Origin of the sequence: Sphingobium sp. HWE2-09 (assembly GCF_035989265.1) — a bacterium.
Lineage (GTDB): Bacteria > Pseudomonadota > Alphaproteobacteria > Sphingomonadales > Sphingomonadaceae > Sphingobium.
The window spans coordinates 1,000,909-1,017,382 of the sequence record NZ_JAYKZX010000003.1; the positions used below are offsets into that span (position 1 = coordinate 1,000,909).

Annotated in this window: 16 protein-coding genes and 1 tRNA gene; 8 read left to right on the top strand and 9 right to left on the bottom strand. The window is 61.3% G+C overall.

All coding sequences use genetic code 11. The features are described 5' to 3' along the window. Positions 1-37: 37 nt before the first annotated feature. From U5A89_RS10310 to U5A89_RS10320, 3 genes are all read left to right on the top strand, one after another. The gene (locus U5A89_RS10310) at positions 38-673 is read left to right on the top strand and encodes an ATP-dependent Clp protease proteolytic subunit (protein ID WP_338161054.1); all 636 of its coding nucleotides are present in this window, start codon (positions 38-40) and stop codon (positions 671-673) included. Positions 674-812: 139 nt separating this feature from the next. After that, a complete protein-coding gene (gene clpX, locus U5A89_RS10315) occupies positions 813-2,081 on the top strand; it encodes an ATP-dependent Clp protease ATP-binding subunit ClpX (protein ID WP_338161055.1) in 1,269 nt (422 codons plus the stop codon). A gap of 369 nt (positions 2,082-2,450) precedes the next feature. Continuing rightward, a complete protein-coding gene (locus U5A89_RS10320) occupies positions 2,451-5,027 on the top strand; it encodes a TonB-dependent receptor (protein WP_338161056.1) in 2,577 nt (858 codons plus the stop codon). A 311-nt stretch (positions 5,028-5,338) separates the two neighbouring features. On the opposite strand, the gene mtgA is transcribed toward U5A89_RS10320, so the two are convergent. After that, positions 5,339-6,031 (bottom strand): monofunctional biosynthetic peptidoglycan transglycosylase, encoded by a 693-nt coding sequence (gene mtgA / locus U5A89_RS10325; protein WP_338161057.1) that lies wholly within the window; start codon positions 6,029-6,031, stop codon positions 5,339-5,341. A gap of 33 nt (positions 6,032-6,064) precedes the next feature. Continuing rightward, positions 6,065-7,357, bottom strand: coding sequence for an MFS transporter (locus U5A89_RS10330; protein WP_338161058.1), 1,293 nt, complete (start codon positions 7,355-7,357; stop codon positions 6,065-6,067). 90 nt (positions 7,358-7,447) lie between these two features. Between U5A89_RS10330 and U5A89_RS10335 the strand changes: the two genes are divergently transcribed. Together U5A89_RS10335 and U5A89_RS10340 are read left to right on the top strand one after the other, a co-directional pair. Then, positions 7,448-8,011 carry a TetR/AcrR family transcriptional regulator gene (locus tag U5A89_RS10335; protein WP_338161059.1) on the top strand — a complete coding sequence of 188 codons (564 nt, stop codon included), beginning with the start codon at positions 7,448-7,450 and terminating at the stop codon, positions 8,009-8,011. After that, on the top strand, positions 8,008-8,496 hold the full coding sequence (locus U5A89_RS10340; RefSeq protein WP_338161060.1) for a GNAT family N-acetyltransferase: 489 nt from the start codon (positions 8,008-8,010) through the stop codon (positions 8,494-8,496). The genes U5A89_RS10335 and U5A89_RS10340 overlap by 4 nt, the downstream gene beginning before the upstream one ends. An 86-nt stretch (positions 8,497-8,582) precedes the next feature. Here U5A89_RS10340 and rpoH read toward each other — a convergent pair whose 3' ends face one another. Together rpoH and U5A89_RS10350 are read right to left on the bottom strand one after the other, a co-directional pair. Next, a complete protein-coding gene (rpoH, locus tag U5A89_RS10345) occupies positions 8,583-9,494 on the bottom strand; it encodes an RNA polymerase sigma factor RpoH (RefSeq protein WP_338161061.1) in 912 nt (303 codons plus the stop codon). Positions 9,495-9,570: 76 nt separating this feature from the next. Then, positions 9,571-10,524 (bottom strand): RluA family pseudouridine synthase, encoded by a 954-nt coding sequence (locus U5A89_RS10350; RefSeq protein ID WP_338161062.1) that lies wholly within the window; start codon positions 10,522-10,524, stop codon positions 9,571-9,573. A gap of 17 nt (positions 10,525-10,541) precedes the next feature. On the opposite strand from U5A89_RS10350, the gene U5A89_RS10355 reads away from it, so the two are divergent. After that, positions 10,542-10,943: a M67 family metallopeptidase gene (locus tag U5A89_RS10355; protein ID WP_338161063.1), complete on the top strand. Its 402-nt coding sequence runs from the start codon at positions 10,542-10,544 to the stop codon at positions 10,941-10,943. 96 nt (positions 10,944-11,039) lie between these two features. After that, complete coding sequence (locus U5A89_RS10360) at positions 11,040-11,696, top strand: histidine phosphotransferase family protein (RefSeq protein ID WP_338161064.1); 657 nt, start codon at positions 11,040-11,042, stop codon at positions 11,694-11,696. A gap of 288 nt (positions 11,697-11,984) precedes the next feature. Here U5A89_RS10360 and glnA read toward each other — a convergent pair whose 3' ends face one another. The 3 genes from glnA to map form a co-directional block, all read right to left on the bottom strand. Beyond that, the gene (gene glnA / locus U5A89_RS10365) at positions 11,985-13,397 is read right to left on the bottom strand and encodes a type I glutamate--ammonia ligase (RefSeq protein ID WP_326291049.1); all 1,413 of its coding nucleotides are present in this window, start codon (positions 13,395-13,397) and stop codon (positions 11,985-11,987) included. Between the two features lie 84 nt (positions 13,398-13,481). After that, positions 13,482-13,820, bottom strand: coding sequence for a P-II family nitrogen regulator (locus U5A89_RS10370; RefSeq protein WP_338161065.1), 339 nt, complete (start codon positions 13,818-13,820; stop codon positions 13,482-13,484). Between the two features lie 244 nt (positions 13,821-14,064). Continuing rightward, positions 14,065-14,895 (bottom strand): type I methionyl aminopeptidase, encoded by an 831-nt coding sequence (map, locus tag U5A89_RS10375; RefSeq protein WP_338161066.1) that lies wholly within the window; start codon positions 14,893-14,895, stop codon positions 14,065-14,067. An 80-nt stretch (positions 14,896-14,975) separates the two neighbouring features. Between map and U5A89_RS10380 the strand changes: the two genes are divergently transcribed. Further along, positions 14,976-15,737, top strand: coding sequence for a competence/damage-inducible protein A (locus U5A89_RS10380; protein ID WP_338163007.1), 762 nt, complete (start codon positions 14,976-14,978; stop codon positions 15,735-15,737). A gap of 7 nt (positions 15,738-15,744) precedes the next feature. Here the strand turns inward: U5A89_RS10380 and U5A89_RS10385 are convergent, their stop codons facing one another. Together U5A89_RS10385 and U5A89_RS10390 are read right to left on the bottom strand one after the other, a co-directional pair. Beyond that, positions 15,745-16,128, bottom strand: coding sequence for a c-type cytochrome (locus U5A89_RS10385; RefSeq protein WP_445190646.1), 384 nt, complete (start codon positions 16,126-16,128; stop codon positions 15,745-15,747). A gap of 205 nt (positions 16,129-16,333) precedes the next feature. Further along, positions 16,334-16,409, bottom strand: a tRNA-Lys gene (locus U5A89_RS10390). Positions 16,410-16,474 lie beyond the last annotated feature (65 nt).

Consider the following 16,474-nt stretch of genomic DNA (forward strand, 5'->3'; position numbering starts at 1 on the left):
TAGGGGCTGGGCAAAAGCACCTGACCGAAAGAGTATAATGACCAACATCATGCATGATCCCATGGCCGCGCTGGTTCCTATCGTCATCGAACAGTCGAACCGTGGCGAGCGCAGCTTCGACATTTTCTCGCGCCTCCTGCGCGAACGGATCATCTTCGTGACCGGCCAGGTGGAGGATCACATGGCCTCGCTGATCGTCGCGCAGCTGCTGTTCCTCGAATCGGAAAATCCTAAGAAGGACATCTGGATGTATATCAACTCGCCCGGCGGCGTGGTGACGTCCGGCATGGCGATCCACGACACGATGAAATATATCCGGCCCAAGGTCGGCACCCTCTGCGTGGGCCAGGCCGCCTCGATGGGCAGCTTCCTGCTCGCCGCAGGGGAGCCGGGCATGCGCTTTGCGACGACCAACAGCCGGATCATGATCCATCAGCCGTCCGGCGGCGCACAGGGCATGGCGTCCGATATCGAGATCCAGGCCAAAGAAATTCTGCGTATCCGTCGCCGCCTCAACGACCTCTACGTCAAATATACCGGGCGTTCGCTCGAAGAGGTCGAACGGGCCATGGATCGCGACACCTTCCTCGAAGCGGACGAAGCCAAAGCCTTCGGTCTGGTGGACGAAGTGTTCGATCGTCGCCCGACCGCCCCGGAATTGGCGGACGCTTAAAGACTATCTTTACCGGGTCGCGCCACTTTCTTCCCTTGTGGAACGAGCGCGCCCCGGTCTAATATGGCCTTTGGACCAGAAAATCCCCGGCCAAACGCGGTTCTTATGATCGCGCGCGGAGGGGAAGAGAGAATGGCGAATGACTAAGCTTACCGGTTCGGATTCGAAAAGCACGCTTTACTGCTCCTTCTGCGGCAAGTCGCAGCATGAGGTGCGTAAGCTGATCGCGGGGCCGACCGTGTTCATCTGCGACGAGTGCGTGGAACTGTGCAACGACATCATCCGGGAGGAGACCAAGGGCGGTCTCGTCGGGCGGAAGGATGGCGGCGTACCGACTCCGCAGGAAATCTGCGATGTGCTCGACGATTATGTGATCGGCCAGAAGCGCGCCAAGCGCGTCCTGTCGGTCGCGGTCCACAATCATTACAAGCGCCTCAACCACGGCTCCAAGCCTGGCGAGGTCGAACTTGCCAAGTCGAACATCCTGCTCGTCGGTCCCACCGGCTGCGGCAAGACCCTGCTGGCGCAAACGCTGGCGAAGACGTTCGACGTGCCCTTCACCATGGCCGACGCGACGACCCTGACCGAAGCCGGCTATGTCGGTGAGGATGTGGAAAACATCATCCTCAAGCTGCTCCAGGCGTCGGATTACAACGTCGAAAAGGCGCAGCGCGGCATCGTCTATATCGATGAGATAGACAAGATCAGCCGCAAGGCCGAAAACCCGTCGATCACTCGCGATGTATCGGGCGAAGGCGTGCAGCAGGCGCTGCTCAAGCTGATGGAAGGCACTACCGCCTCCGTGCCCCCGCAGGGTGGCCGCAAGCATCCGCAGCAGGAGTTTCTGCAGGTCGACACGACGAACATCCTGTTCATCTGCGGCGGCGCCTTTGCTGGCCTGGAAAAGATCATCGGCGACCGTCTGGAAGCCAAGTCGATCGGCTTCGGCGCCTATGTCGCCGCGCCCGAAGAGCGCAAAACGGGCGAACTGCTCCGCTCTAGCGAGCCGGAAGATCTGCTCAAATTCGGCCTCATCCCCGAATTTGTCGGTCGTCTGCCTGTCATCGCGACGCTGGAAGATCTGGACGTGTCCGCGCTGGTGAAGATCCTGGGCGAGCCCAAGAACGCGCTGGTCAAGCAATATGGCAAGCTGTTCGACATGGAAAATGTCGAACTCAGCTTCACCGACGACGCGCTGGTCGCAATCGCGAAGAAGGCGATCGAGCGCAAGACTGGCGCCCGCGGTTTGCGTTCCATCATGGAAGCGATCCTGCTCGACACCATGTTCGACCTGCCCTCTATGGAGGGTGTCGGCGAAGTCGTGGTCGACAAGGATGTCGTCGCCGGCAACAAGGAACCGATTCGCGTCTTCAGCGAAAAGGAAAAGCGGGCCGAAGACGCGGCCTGATCCAGACCCTGTTTTAATCCGTTTTTTAAGGGGCCGACGCGCGATCGTCGGCCCTTTTTCGTTTCGGTTGCGTGCACTGCACAAAAATTCCTGTTGCGTTGCAAAATTGCACCACCGTCAAACTACTGTTTGACGGTGGGAGTTTGTCACGAAAATTCAATATTTTAACGTCACAGGCTGGCCGTCCCCAAGCATCAGCGAAGGGGGCAGGGGAGAATTATGACAGTCCTGTGGGTGCATTGTAACATAAATGCAATCGACGCATCACAGGGGCGTCGTCAGAGGCCGCCACGAGCGGCGTCGGCTTGAAAGAGCAGACAGTTTGCAGGGGGCGTGAACGCGCCACTCTTGAAAAGGGACAAGGGTCACATGAAGAATTTTCTGATGGGCAGCGCCGCGATCTTCGCGCTCGCCGCCCCCACCGCCGCGTTCGCACAGTCGACCGGTTCGTCGGACTTTGAAGACAGCATCATCGTTACCGGCGCGCGCGCCGATCAGGGCGTCGGCGGCGTCAAGATCCCCGATTCGCCCAAGGCGAAGGTCGTTCTGGGTCAGGAAATCATCCAGGCGCAGCGCCCCGGTCAGACGATCAACGAAATCATCAACTTGGTTCCCGGCGTCAGCTTCACCAACAACGATCCCTGGGGTTCTTCGGGCGGCAGCTTCACCATCCGCGGCTTCAGCTCGGATCGTATTTCGCAGACGTTCGACGGTATCCCGCTCAATGACTCTGGTAACTATGCGGTTTACACCAATCAGCAGGTCGACGCCGAACTGATCGAGAACGTCAACGTCAACCTCGGTTCGACCGACGTGGACAGCCCGACCGCAGCAGCCGTCGGCGGCACCGTCAACATCAAGACGCTCGAACCGAGCGACGAATATGGCGTCCTGGCCAGCGTCAGCTACGGCAACATCCTGGCCGACGGCGCGGGCGATCGTCCCTATTTCCGCATGTTCGGCGTGGTCAACACCGGCGACCTGACCGGTCATGGCACCAAGGCTTGGTTCTCAGCATCGCGCCTGAAGAACGACGCCGCCTTCGCCAACTATGGCAAGGTGTATAAGCAGCAGTATAACGCCAAGCTGTGGCAGGACATCGGCGACAACGGCGATTTCATCGCTCTGTCGGGTCATTACAACCAGAACCGCAACAATTTCGGCGGTTCGCCGCTCCGCGCCAACGCCATCACGGGCGACAAGTCAGGCCGTTTCTACAACATCGGAAGCGCCGCCACCGGCGGCGGCTATCCCTGCACGATCAGCCAGAACAGCACGCCTAACACCTGCGGCACCGAATTTGAGCGTCGCTATAACCCCTCCAACACGGGCAATGTCCGCCTGAACTCGAAGTTCACGCTGACCGATCGCCTGACCTTCTCGGTCGATGGCGCTTATCAGTGGGTAAAGGCCAATGGCGGCGGTACGACCAGCGCCAACGAAACCTTTTTCACGGACTCGACGGGCTTCCGCGGCACCGGCAACTATGGCGGCAGCTTCTACTTCGGTCGCGATCTGAATGGTGACGGCGTTCTGGGTCGCGTTACCTTGGTACAGCCCAGCCAGACCAATACGCGCCGTTGGGTCGGTATTGCCAACCTTGCCTATGAGATCAGCGACGCTCATCGCGTTCGCTTGTCCTACAGCTACGATCGTGCGCGTCATCGTCAGACGGGCGCGGCTGGTTTCCTCGATCGGAACGGCGAACCGTTCGACGTTTTCCCGATCAACGATCCGGTAACCGACGCGGCGGGCAATGTCCTGCAGAAGCGTGATCGCAAGTCGATCGCCGAACTGAACCAGATTGCCGGTGAATATCGCGGTCAGTTCTTCGAAGACAATCTGACCGTTCTGATCGGCGGCCGCTTGCCTTTCTTCAAGCGTGAACTGGACCAGAATTGCTTCACCACCAGCTCGGGCGGCTTCGTCAACTGCGTGCCGGAAGACCAGCAGGCTGCCTACATCGCGACCCATCCCTACAGCTATAACGCGACCACTGGCCGCGCGACCGGTTCGGCCCTGCCGCAGGAACGGAAGCTGAAGTACGACAAGTTCCTGCCGAACGTCGGCGCGACCTTCAAGATCACGCCGGAAATCAGCATCGCGGGCAGCTATGCGAAGAACATTTCGGTGCCCAGCACCGACGCGCTGTACAATGCTTTCGTCTTCCCGGCGGACAGCGACTCGGCCTATCGCGTTGCCGAAACATCTGACAGCTTCGACGCCAGCATCCGCTACAATTCGTCGAAGGTGCAGGCGGCTGTTACCGGCTGGTATTCCAAGTATAAGAATTGCTTGGTTACCGCCTATGACATCGACGGCAACGGCACCGACACCAACCTGGGTCCGGTGAAGAAGTATGGCGTCGATGCCAGCTTCTCCTACAGCCCGATCAAGGAAGTGACGGCGTATCTGTTCGGCTCGTACATCAAGTCGGAAATTCAGAATGATGCCGTGACCGCTAGCTGCGCTCTCGACAGCGACATCCAGCTGGCCGGCCTCTGCTACGTGCAGAACGGCGTCGCCTATCTGCGCACGTCCGGCAAGCGGGAACGCAGCGCGCCGAAATATCTGTTCGGTGGCCGTCTGCAGGGCAATCTGGGCGACTTCACCATGGGCGTTCAGGCGAAGCGCACCAGCTCGCGCTTCATGAACGACATCAACGGCGACGTTCAGATTGCGACGACCAGCACGGGCGTCACCAAGCTGATCGCCCCGGGCGCCAAGTTCGCGGCCTATACGGTTGTCGATCTCGACATCCGTTATTCGCTCGCCAGCCTCGGCATGGAAAAGGGCGCGATCCAGCTCAACGTCAGCAACCTGTTCGACAAATTCTATGTCGGCTCGTTCAGCGGCGGTCTGGACGTGCTTGCCAGCTCGTCTTCGGCGTTCGTGAACTTCGGTTCGCCGCGCGCCATCAGCGCCTCGCTGATCATCGGCTTCTAAGCCGGACTAACATTGGAAAAAAGCAAAGGGCGCGGAGCAATCCGCGCCCTTTGTCTTTGCCTACGGGCCTTACCGCAAAGACGTACGACCAAAGCACGACGTGCCCCGGCGTAGGCCGGGGTCCAGGGACATCGGCACAGCACTCCCATCGCAGAATGCCTGGCGCAAATCCGGGCTAACGCACCGCTGTCCTACTCCCGCCGTTCCTCCTACTATGACCGACACAAAACCGGCCACACTTTCCGATAGGACCACTCCCACGAAACAATATGTCAAAATCAGCAAGAAATATGCGAAGTTAACGGATCAACTCACCGCAGGCAGCTATCCAGCCCATCCCGCCGCACCGACCCGATCCGCGCGGCGATCGTATTGCCATGACGCCGGGTGAACCCGGCAGGCGCGACCGCCGCCCGCTTCTTGGGCAGCGGCAACACCGCGGCGATGCGCGCGGCTTCCGCCTTCGTCAGCCTGCCCGCGCCATGATGGAAGTAACGGATTGCCCCGGCCTGCACGCCATAAGTGCCGATCCCCGTCTCCGCGACGTTCAGATAGACTTCCATGATGCGCTTCTTGCCCCAGATCGCCTCGATCAGCACTGTGAACCACGCCTCCAGCCCTTTGCGCACGAACCCGCCGCCCTGCCACAGGAACACATTCTTCGCCGTCTGCTGACTGATGGTCGATCCGCCGCGAATGCGCCCGCCGCTGGCATTATGGATCGCCGCCTTGGCGATGGCGTCGACGTCGAAGCCATGATGGCTGCAGAATTTCCCGTCCTCGCCCGCAATCGCCGCCCGCGCCATATTCGGATCGATATCGTCCAACGCCGTCCAGTCCTTGGTGATGCCGTTGGGGTCGAACAGCATCGTCAACGTGACCGGCGGCGGCACGAAGCGATAGAGGACGACCATCAGCAGGGACAGGGCGATGAAGCCCAACAGGATTTTGATCGGGATCAGTATCAAGCGGAAGCGGCGGCGCGAAGCGGTATGGGCTGTCATGCCGCCCGTGGTAGCGCGCCCGGCTTGCCCGTTTCAAGCGGTCGCGAGCGTCCCGCGCCGCTGATCGCGATTGATGAGCAGCACCAGCCCCGCACCGACCAGGCACAACAGGCCCGCGCCGATGAAGGCGGGCATATAGCTTTGCCACATCGTCCGGGCCAAGCCACCGCCCAATGCCGCGCTCGCCGCGCCCAGTTGATGCCCGGCAAAGATCCAGCCGAACACGATGTTCGTCTTCTCCGGCCCGAACCGCTGCGCCGTCAGCTTGACCGTGGGCGGCACCGTCGCGATCCAGTCCAGACCATAGAAAACCGCGAAGATCGACAGGCTGTAGAGCGAAAAGTCGCTGAACGGCAGGTAGAGCAGGGACAGGCCGCGCAGCCCGTAATAGACGAACAGCAGCCAGCGATTGTCGAACCGGTCGCTCAGCCATCCCGACCCCAGCGTCCCAAAAAAGTCGAACAGGCCCATCATCGCCAGCATCGACGCCGCACCCACCGCGGCCAGCCCATAATCGCCGCACATCGCGATGAAATGGGTCTGGACCAACCCATTGGTGCTCGCGCCGCAGATGAAGAAGGAAAAGAACAATATCCAGAATGTCGGCACCCGCGATGCGTCGCGCAACACCCGCAGCGGCGTGAGCAGCAGCGCACCCAGGCTGGCGGGCTGGGTCGGGGAGGGCTGTATCTCCACATCGCCATAGGGAGCCAAGCCCAGGTCCGCCGGGCGATCGCGCATCAGCAGCACGACGACGCCCCCCGCGATCACGATGGCGCCGCACACCAGCAGCAATGCCGTGCGCCAGCCATGACTATCGGTCAGCCCGGCAAGCAGCGGCAGGAAGGCAAGCTGCCCGGTGGCGGTGCTGGCGGAGAGCAGCCCCATCACCAATCCGCGGCGATGGTTGAACCATCGCGTCGCGACCGTCGCGCCCAGCACCATGGCGGTCATGCCCGTACCGATACCGATGACCACGCCCCATAGCAATACCAACTGCCACAATTGCGTCATGCCCAGCGAGAGTAGCAGGCCGCCCACGACGATCGACAGCGAAATCAGCATCATACGACGCACGCCAAAGCGATTCATGAAGGCCGCCGCAAACGGTCCCATGCCACCGAACAGCAGAAAACGAATAGCGAGCGCCCCGCCGATGTCGGCCGCGCTCCACCCAAATTCCTTCTGCAACGGCACGATGAACACGCCCGGCGCGCCGACCGCACCCGCCACCACCAACATGGTAAGGAAGGTCGCCGCGACCACTGCCCAGCCATAATGGACATTGCGGGCCGACAAACGGGCGGCAATAGCAATCGACAACATCACCGTCCCCTTTTGTCAGTCACGATCGGACTGGTGTTAAATGATATACATCATATATAAGGTCAAGAGGCCACTTGAAGGATACAGGATATGAAGGTCAGCCGCGATCAGGCAGCGCGCAATCGGGAAATGGTGATCGACGCGGCCTCGCGCCTCTTCCGTGCGCGCGGCGTCGAGGGCGTGGGCATCGGCGAGGTCATGCGCGCCTGCGGCCTTACCCATGGTGGCTTCTACAATCAGTTCGATTCGAAGGAAGCACTTGCCGCCGAAGCCTGCGCCTTGTCGCTCGCGAACAGCGCGGATCGCTGGCGCGATGTCGCGGTTCAGGCTGGAGATCGGCCCGCCACAACCGCCATAGCCGCCGATTACCTCAGCGATCGCAACCGCGATGCACCCGAAACCGGCTGCGCTCTAGTGGCGTTGGCGCCGGACGCGGCGCGCCGGGGCGGGGATTTGGCAGACGCGTTTCGCCATGGCTTCGAAGGCCTTGCCGCCGTCCTGCAACAGGCCGGGCCAGATATGGATCGCTCGGCGACCTTGGCGCGCATGGCGCAGATGGTGGGCGCGATGGTGCTGGCGCGCGGGGTTGCCGATTCCGCGCTATCGGACGAGATACTGGCCGCGACGCGCCAGGCGCTGGGCGTGTCAGCATGAACGGTTGGCGGCCCATGAAGGAAGCGGACATAGCGGCGGTCAGCACGATCTCCGACGCGGTCCATGGCGCCTATACCGAAGGCGCACCTATCTATGCCGAGCGGCTGCGGCTTGATCCCGCCGGATGCTGGCTGCTGGCGCATGATGGAACCGCCATGGGTTATTGCATCAGCCATCCCTGGCAGGGCGACGCGCCGCCGCCGCTCGATGCGCTGCTGCAGGCGATCCCGACCCAGCCGGACCGCTATTATCTGCATGACTTGGCCTTGTTGCCACAGGCGCGCGGCACCGGTGCGGCAGCTGATGCCGTGGAACTGGTCCTTACGCAGGCCCGTCGCGCGGGTTTCAAGCGGATCGCACTCACGGCCGTCAATGGCGCGGAGGCCTTCTGGCGCAAACATGGTTTTGCGCCTTCGCGTAAACGGGATGCCGCCTATGGCATCGGCTCCATCATGATGGATCGCCCAACCGCTAAGTCACCCTGATAGGCGCTGCCGCCAACGCGTAGCGGCAACAAAAAAAGCCCCGGAGCGCGATCCGGGGCTTTTCTCTTCGTTGCGGGGCGATCCGATCAGGCCAGCGCGAACCGCGCCATCTTGCCCAATTTATCGCCAGCGATGCGCATCATAGCCTTTTGCAGCTTCTCGAACGCCCGCACCTCGATCTGGCGCACACGCTCGCGCGACACGCCATAAACCTGCGACAGTTCCTCCAGCGTCTTAGGTTCTTCGGCCAGACGCCGTTCGGCCAGGATATGCTTCTCGCGATCGTTAAGGTCGGTCATCGCCTCCACCAGCATCTCGTGCCGCTGGGTGCGTTCCTGCTCTTCAGCAACGCGCTCGTCCTGCAGGGGATCATTATCCTGCAACCAATCCTGCCACTGACCTTCGCCATCTTCGCGCATAGGCACATTCAACGACGTGTCGCCACCCATCGCCATGCGGCGGTTCATGGACACGACGTCCTGTTCGCTCACGCCCAGATCGGTGGCGATCTTCGTCACATCCTCGGGACGCAGGTCGCCATCCTCGAACGCTTCTATATTATTTTTCATGCGGCGCAGGTTGAAGAAAAGCTTCTTTTGCGACGCGGTCGTGCCCATCTTGACCAATGACCAGCTGCGCAGAATGAATTCCTGGATCGAGGCCCGGATCCACCACATGGCGTAGGTCGCCAAGCGGAAGCCGCGCTCGGCCTCGAACTTCTTCACGCCCTGCATCAGGCCGATATTCCCTTCGGAAATCAGCTCGCTGACCGGCAGGCCATAGCCGCGATAGCCCATCGCGATCTTCGCTACCAGGCGCAGATGCGACGTCACCAGCTGGGCGGCGGCCTCAGGATCCTGATGTTCTTCATACCGCTTCGCAAGCATATATTCCTGCTCAGGGGTCAACAGCGGAAATTTGCGAATTTCCGACAGATAGCGGTTGAGGCTGGCTTCACCGCCCAGCGCCGGAACCGAAGGGACATTGCTCTTGGCCATGTCGTTACCTTTCCCTTTCATTGCGCGGCGGGACCCAGAAGAGGCGTCACAGGCGCCGTCGCAAACTTGTCGAACACTATACGTGGAGCTGGCTTAACAGTTCCTGCATGTCGGCAGGCAGTGCACTTTGGAACATAAGCCGTTCGCCCGATACCGGATGTATGAACCCCAGGCTTTTGGCGTGCAATGCCTGCCTTTTGAAACCCAGCGTTTCCAGTATTGATTTGAAACCTTTTCTTTGTGTGCCGTAAGTCGGATCACCGATCAAGGGGTGTCCGATATGATGCATATGCACGCGGACCTGATGGGTGCGGCCGGTTTCCAGCTTGCATTCCACCATCGCCGCGCCCTGCAACCGTTGCACCGTGCGATAATGGGTAACGGCGTGTTTGCCCCGACCTTCCCGATGAATCGCCATCTTCTTTCGATCGGCGTCGGATCGCCCGACCCAGGCATCCACCGTCCCGGTTGCAGGGCTAGGCACGCCATAGACGATCGCGGCATAGAGCCGGTCGATACTATGGTCCTTGAACTGTTGCGCCAGCCCTTCATGCGCCTTGTCGGATTTGGCAACGACCAGCAGGCCGGATGTGTCCTTGTCGATCCGATGGACGATGCCGGGCCGCGCGACCCCACCAATCCCCGACAACTGCCCTTCGCAATGATGCAGCAGGGCATTGACCAATGTCCCGTCCAGATTACCGGCGGCCGGATGGACGACCAGGCCCGCAGGCTTGTCGATCACGATCAGGTCGGCATCTTCATGAACGATGGTCAGCGGGATGTCCTGCGCCACCGTGTCCAGCGGCAACGGGGCGGGCAGGGTGATGGTGAAGCGCTGTCCTGCCACCACCTTCATCGAACCGCTGATCTTGGTTGCGTGGGCGGAAATCACCTGTCCCTCACCGATCAACCCCTTCAGCCGCTCGCGCGACAGGTCGGGCAGCAGGTCCGCCAGCGCGCGATCCAGACGCCAACCGTCCTGCGCGTCGCTAATGACTGTTTCGATGATGGAAACCCCCGGACCCATTGGTTAGGGATGTAGGAATGCGGGTCGAAATTTCAAGCACGCTATTGGAGCGTATCTTCGCCTTGGCGGCGGCCGAAGCCAACGAGATATGCGGCTTGTTGCTGGGGGTGCCGGGGCGGATCGACGCGATCTTGCCCGCGGCCAATATGGCCGCCAATCCGGCGCGCCATTTCGAACTGGACCCGGCCGTCCTGATCGCGGCGCATCGGGCGGCGCGGGCAGGTGGGCCGACGATATTGGGCCATTATCATTCGCACCCCTCCGGCGTCGCCGCGCCATCCGCGACCGATGCCGCCTGCGCTGCCCCCGACGGAAGTTTGTGGATGATCGTCGCGGGGCGCGAAGCCACTTTATGGCGCGCCGGGCCGGACATGGTCGTTAACGCGACTTTCACCAAAATTCATCTCGACAGTCGGTGATGGAAAGGCGGCAGCCCGGGCTTGCATCGACGCACCGCGCGGCGCATTAGCCAAGGATACGCTTGTCCCCATCCTAATCCGGCGATCCATATCCGCATGACAAACCCGACCGACAGCATCGAATTTGCCAGCCTGCTTTGCTCGCGCCTGTGCCACGACCTGCTCAGCCCGGTCGGGGCGCTGAACAACGGCCTGGAGTTGATGGCGGACGAAACCGACCCGGAAATGCGCCAGCGCTGCCTGGACCTGCTGGGCGACAGCGCGCGCACATCGGCCAACAAACTGAAATTCTTCCGTCTCGCTTTCGGCTCGGCGGGCGGCTTCGGTGACGCCGTACCTCCGCACGAAGCCCGCGTGGCGATAGAGGGCATGTTCGCGACCGCCGGGCGGGTCAAGGTCGGCTGGCTGGTCGAAGAACAGATGCTCGACAAGCTGCCCGCCAAGATATTGCTGAATCTCGCACTGATCGCGGGCGACGCGCTGGTGCGTGGCGGACAGCTCGACATCGGCGCGGAAAAGCGGCCTGGCCTGACCGAAATCGTCGTGCGCGGCGAAGGACCGAAGGTCGTGCTCGACCCCGACCTGCGCGCCGCGCTGGCGGGCACGCTGCCGATCGAAGGACTGGCATCGCGCACCGCCGCCGCCTGGATGACGCGCCAGATGGTGGTCGAATCCGGTGGCGAAATTGCCCTGTCGGCTCCTGGCGAACCGGTGCTGCTGTTCGGCGCCTCCATCCCCGACCGCAAGCGATAATCGCCCACAACTGTCGCAGTCGCTGTCTCAGCGGCTGATTTTGAACGGCCCTTGGCGCGATGGATAGCGCCAAGGGCCGTTTCGCGTGGATCGATGAACGTTTGATCGGACGGCCCATGCGCCCGCTCACACGGTCATGTGGCGGACAAAAAGACAGTCTCTGCCATCGATCATAGGGTAGCCGTGATCAGGCCCATTCCGCGCCACACAGAAGCCGTCCCGCTAAAAGAAAAAGGCCCGCCCGCTACTGAAGCGACCGGGCCTGTTCCCAAATCAGCGCTGAAAGGATCAGCTGCTATAATACATGTCGAATTCGACCGGCGACGGCGCCATTTCCCAGCGATACACTTCCGGCCACTTCAGCTCGATATAGGCATCGATCTGGTCCTTGGTGAACACGTCGCCCTTCAGCAGGAAGTCGTAATCGGCTTCCAAGCTGTTGAGCGCTTCACGCAGCGAGGCGCAAACGGTCGGCACCTGGCTGAGTTCTTCGGGCGGCAGGTCGTACAGGTTCTTGTCCATCGCGGCGCCCGGATGGATCTTGTTCTCGATCCCGTCGAGGCCAGCCATCAGCAGCGCGGCGTAGCACAGATAGGGGTTGGCCATCGCGTCGGGGAAGCGGAACTCCACGCGCTTCGCCTTAGCGCCCGCGCCATAGGGAATGCGGCACGATGCCGAACGGTTGCGCGCCGAATAGGCCAGCAGAACTGGCGCTTCGAAGCCCGGCACCAGGCGCTTGTAGCTGTTGGTGGTCGGGTTGGTGAAGGCGTTCAGCGCCTTGGCATGCTTGATGACGCCACCGATGAAGTACAGGCACATGTCGGACAGGCCGGCATAGCCTTCGCCCGCGAACAGCGGCTTGCCACCGTCCCAGATCGACATATGGGTGTGCATGCCCGACCCGTTGTCCTGCGCGATCGGCTTGGGCATGAACGTCGCGGTCTTGCCATAGGCCTGCGCAACCATCTGCACGACATACTTATAGATCTGCATACGGTCGGCGGTCTGCACCAGCGTACCGAAGGTCAGGCCCAGTTCGTGCTGCGCGGCGGCGACTTCATGGTGATGCTTGTCGCAGGGCAGGCCCATTTCGAGCATGGTGGTGACCATCTCGGCGCGGATGTCGGTGCACGGATCGACCGGCGCGACGGGGAAATAGCCGCCCTTGGCGCGCGGGCGATGGCCCAGATTGCCGCCTTCATATTCCTTGCCGGTGTTGGTCGGCAGTTCGATGTCGTCGATCTTGAAATAGCTCTGCGAATAGTCGTTTTCGAAACGCACATCGTCGAACATGAAGAATTCGGCTTCCGGGCCGACATAGACGGTGTCGCCGAAACCGGCCGACTTGACGAAGGCTTCCGCGCGCTTCGCGGTCGAGCGGGGATCGCGGCTGTACAGTTCGCCGGTGTCCGGCTCCACGATGTCGCAGAAGATGATAAGCATCGGCGTGGCGCTGAACGGATCGACATAGACGGCGTCCAGGTCGGGCTTCAGGATCATGTCCGATTCGTTGATCGCCTTCCAGCCTTCGATCGACGATCCGTCGAACATCAGACCCTGGGTCAGCTCATCTTCGCCCAGCACGCTCGACACCATGGTCAGGTGCTGCCACTTGCCCTTGGGATCGGTGAAGCGGACATCGACCCACTCGATCTCCTTTTCCTCGATCATCTTCAGGATGTCTTTTGGCGTGTTGGCCATGTAAACTTGCCCTTCTGTTAAAATACCCCCCCGAAGGGGCAGTTGAAGTCCATTCCCACCTGGCTCGGCGGAAAATTCATGAAATCAGATGGCGTCGCTATCCCGCTCGCCGGTGCGGATGCGCACCGCGCCCTCGATCGCCGAGATGAAGATCTTGCCGTCGCCGATGCGCCCCGTCTGCGCCGCCGAACAGATCGCCTCGACCACGCGGTCGGCCAGCGAATCGTCGACCACGACTTCCAGCTTCACCTTGGGCAGGAAATCGACGACATATTCGGCGCCACGATAGAGTTCGGTATGCCCCTTCTGGCGGCCGAAACCCTTGGCCTCGGTCACGGTGATGCCTGAAACGCCGACTTCGTGCAGCGCTTCCTTCACCTCGTCCAGCTTGAACGGCTTGATGATCGCTTCGATCTTTTTCATCACTCGTAATCCCAACCCATGACGCACGTTCGGAATGCGGACGGGTCCGCATCCATATCTCCCTTCAAGGAACGATCGTCATGCCCCCCAAAGGCTGGCGCCGCTCCTCTCGCTAATCAATTACCGTGCCAAATGGCGAATTGCTAAGACATGCTTTCGGCGATGCAGCAATCTTTGTCCATATTGCCCGGATTCCGGGCAATATCCTAACGTCCTGCCCGTTTTTTGGGCAGTCTTCCCATGATCAACGCTGATAAGGCGGACAGTCCATGCCGGTCGGGCTTTTGGTAAATATCTCGCAGCCGGTTTCGGTGATGCCGATACTATGTTCGAACTGCGCCGACAAAGTGCGATCGCGCGTCACCGCCGTCCAGCCATCGTCCAGCATCTTCACGCCGGGCTTACCGATGTTGATCATCGGCTCGATCGTGAAGAACATGCCGGGGCGCAATTCGGGGCCGGTGCCGGGGCGGCCGACATGGACGACCTCCGGACTGTCATGGAACACCTGGCCCAGGCCATGGCCGCAAAAATCGCGCACCACGCCATAGCGATGCTTTTCCGCATGGCGCTGGATCACATGGCCGATATCCCCCAGATGATTGCCGGGCTTGGCCTGCTCGATGCCCAGCATCAGGCACTCATACGTCACTTCGACCAAGCGGCGAGCCTTGATCGGCGCCTCGCCGACGATGAACATCCGGCTGGTGTCGCCATGCCATCCATCGACCAGCGGGGTGACGTCGATATTCAGGATATCGCCGTCCTTGAGCTTATAGTCGCCCGGAATACCGTGGCAGATCACATTGTTGAGCGAGATGCAGCAGCTATGGGTATAGCCGCGATAGCCCAGCGTCGCGGGCACGCCGCCGCCATCCAGCGTCATGCGGCGCACGATGTCGTCCAGTTCGCCGGTCGTCACGCCCGGCACGGCATGGGGCACCAGCGCGTCCAATATCTCGGCCGCCAAGCGGCCCGCCTTGCGCATACCGGCAAAGCCCGCCTCGTCATACAGCTTGATCGCGGTGGAGCGGGTAATCGGCGCATCGGCCGTCATCGTCATATAGTCGGTCATCACCCGATTATAGGCGCACCTGTCGGATAATGCGAGAGGGCGGCTAGGCACGGCGCATGGCGCAGGCTATGGGCGGACGCATGGCCGATCCGACACGCATATGGACCGCAGCGCTGATCGTGATCGGCGACGAAATCTTGTCTGGCCGCACCCATGACAAGAATATTCCGCAAATCGCCAGCTGGCTGGGCGTGCAAGGCATCCGCTTGCGGGAAGTCCGCGTGGTCGCCGACGATCAGGATGCGATTGTCGAGGCGGTCAATACGCTGAGGGCGCGCAACGACTATCTCTTCACCACCGGCGGCATCGGTCCCACCCATGACGATATCACGGTCGATGCGATCGCGGCGGCGCTGGGCGTCGATGTGGAAGTGCATGAGAACGCCCGCGCCATGCTGGCCGACTATTATGAGACGCGTGGCAGACTGACGGCGGCACGGTTGCGGATGGCACGGGTGCCTGCCGGATCGGACCTGATCGAAAATCGCATGTCGGGCGCGCCCGGCATCCGCCATGGCAATATCTTCATCATGGCCGGCGTGCCGCATATTACCGCAGGGATGCTGGACAGCCTGACCGGAACGTTGGAGGGCGGCCTGCCTCTGCTGTCGGCAACGATCGGCTGCTGGGTGGCGGAAAGCGAAATCGCCGATCTGCTCGGCGCCACCGAACGCGCGCATGGACAGTGCCAGATCGGCAGCTATCCGTTCTTCCGGGAGGGGCGCACCGGCGCCAATTTCGTGGTGCGCTCCACCGATGCAGACGCGATGAACGCCTGCACCGCCGATCTCAGCGCCGCGCTGGAACGCGGCGGCTGGACCGTGACGGCAGGCGGGATTTAAGCCGCTCTTACTTCGCTTCCGCCTTGAGATAGGCGATCAGATTAGCGCGGTCGGCCGCGTTGGGTACGCCCGCAAACGCCATACGATTGCCCGGCACCAGTCCGCTCGGCTTGGTCAGGAACGTGTCGAGGCTCTTGGCGTCCCAGCGAATCTTGGCGTTCTGCATGGCAGGCGAGTAGGCGAAGCCCGCCACCGTGCCGGACGTCCGTCCAAACAGCCCTGCGAGCGACGGGCCCATCTTCTTCGGACCGGGTTTCACATCATGGCACAGCGCACAGCGCGCAAACACGGCTTTCCCTTTCACCGCATCGCCCTGCTGCGCCAGCGCAGGGGCGCTCGCGGCGCAGAGGATGGTCAAGGCCAATGATCTGAATATCCACGCGGACGACATGCAGCTTTCCCCTAATATGACGAGGCGACGAGACTATGGCCTTTCGGCCTCACATACGCCTCTATGACATATAATCTGAATGGCGCTTTAAGGGTATAGGCTGTGCCGGTGCGATTTATAGTCATACCGCCATTTGGTTTAGGCCAGCCCTGCGCATGATGTGCCCCGACGATAGCGACGCGCACTTCACAGATATGAGAGGAAATGGTGGACGCACTTGGGCTCGAACCAAGGACCCGCTGATTAAGAGTCAGCTGCTCTACCAACTGAGCTATGCGTCCACTTCGGTGCGGCAAGCGCTCCGTCGTGGGCGGGCAGTTAGCAGCCGCTTGGCGGTTTGCAAACC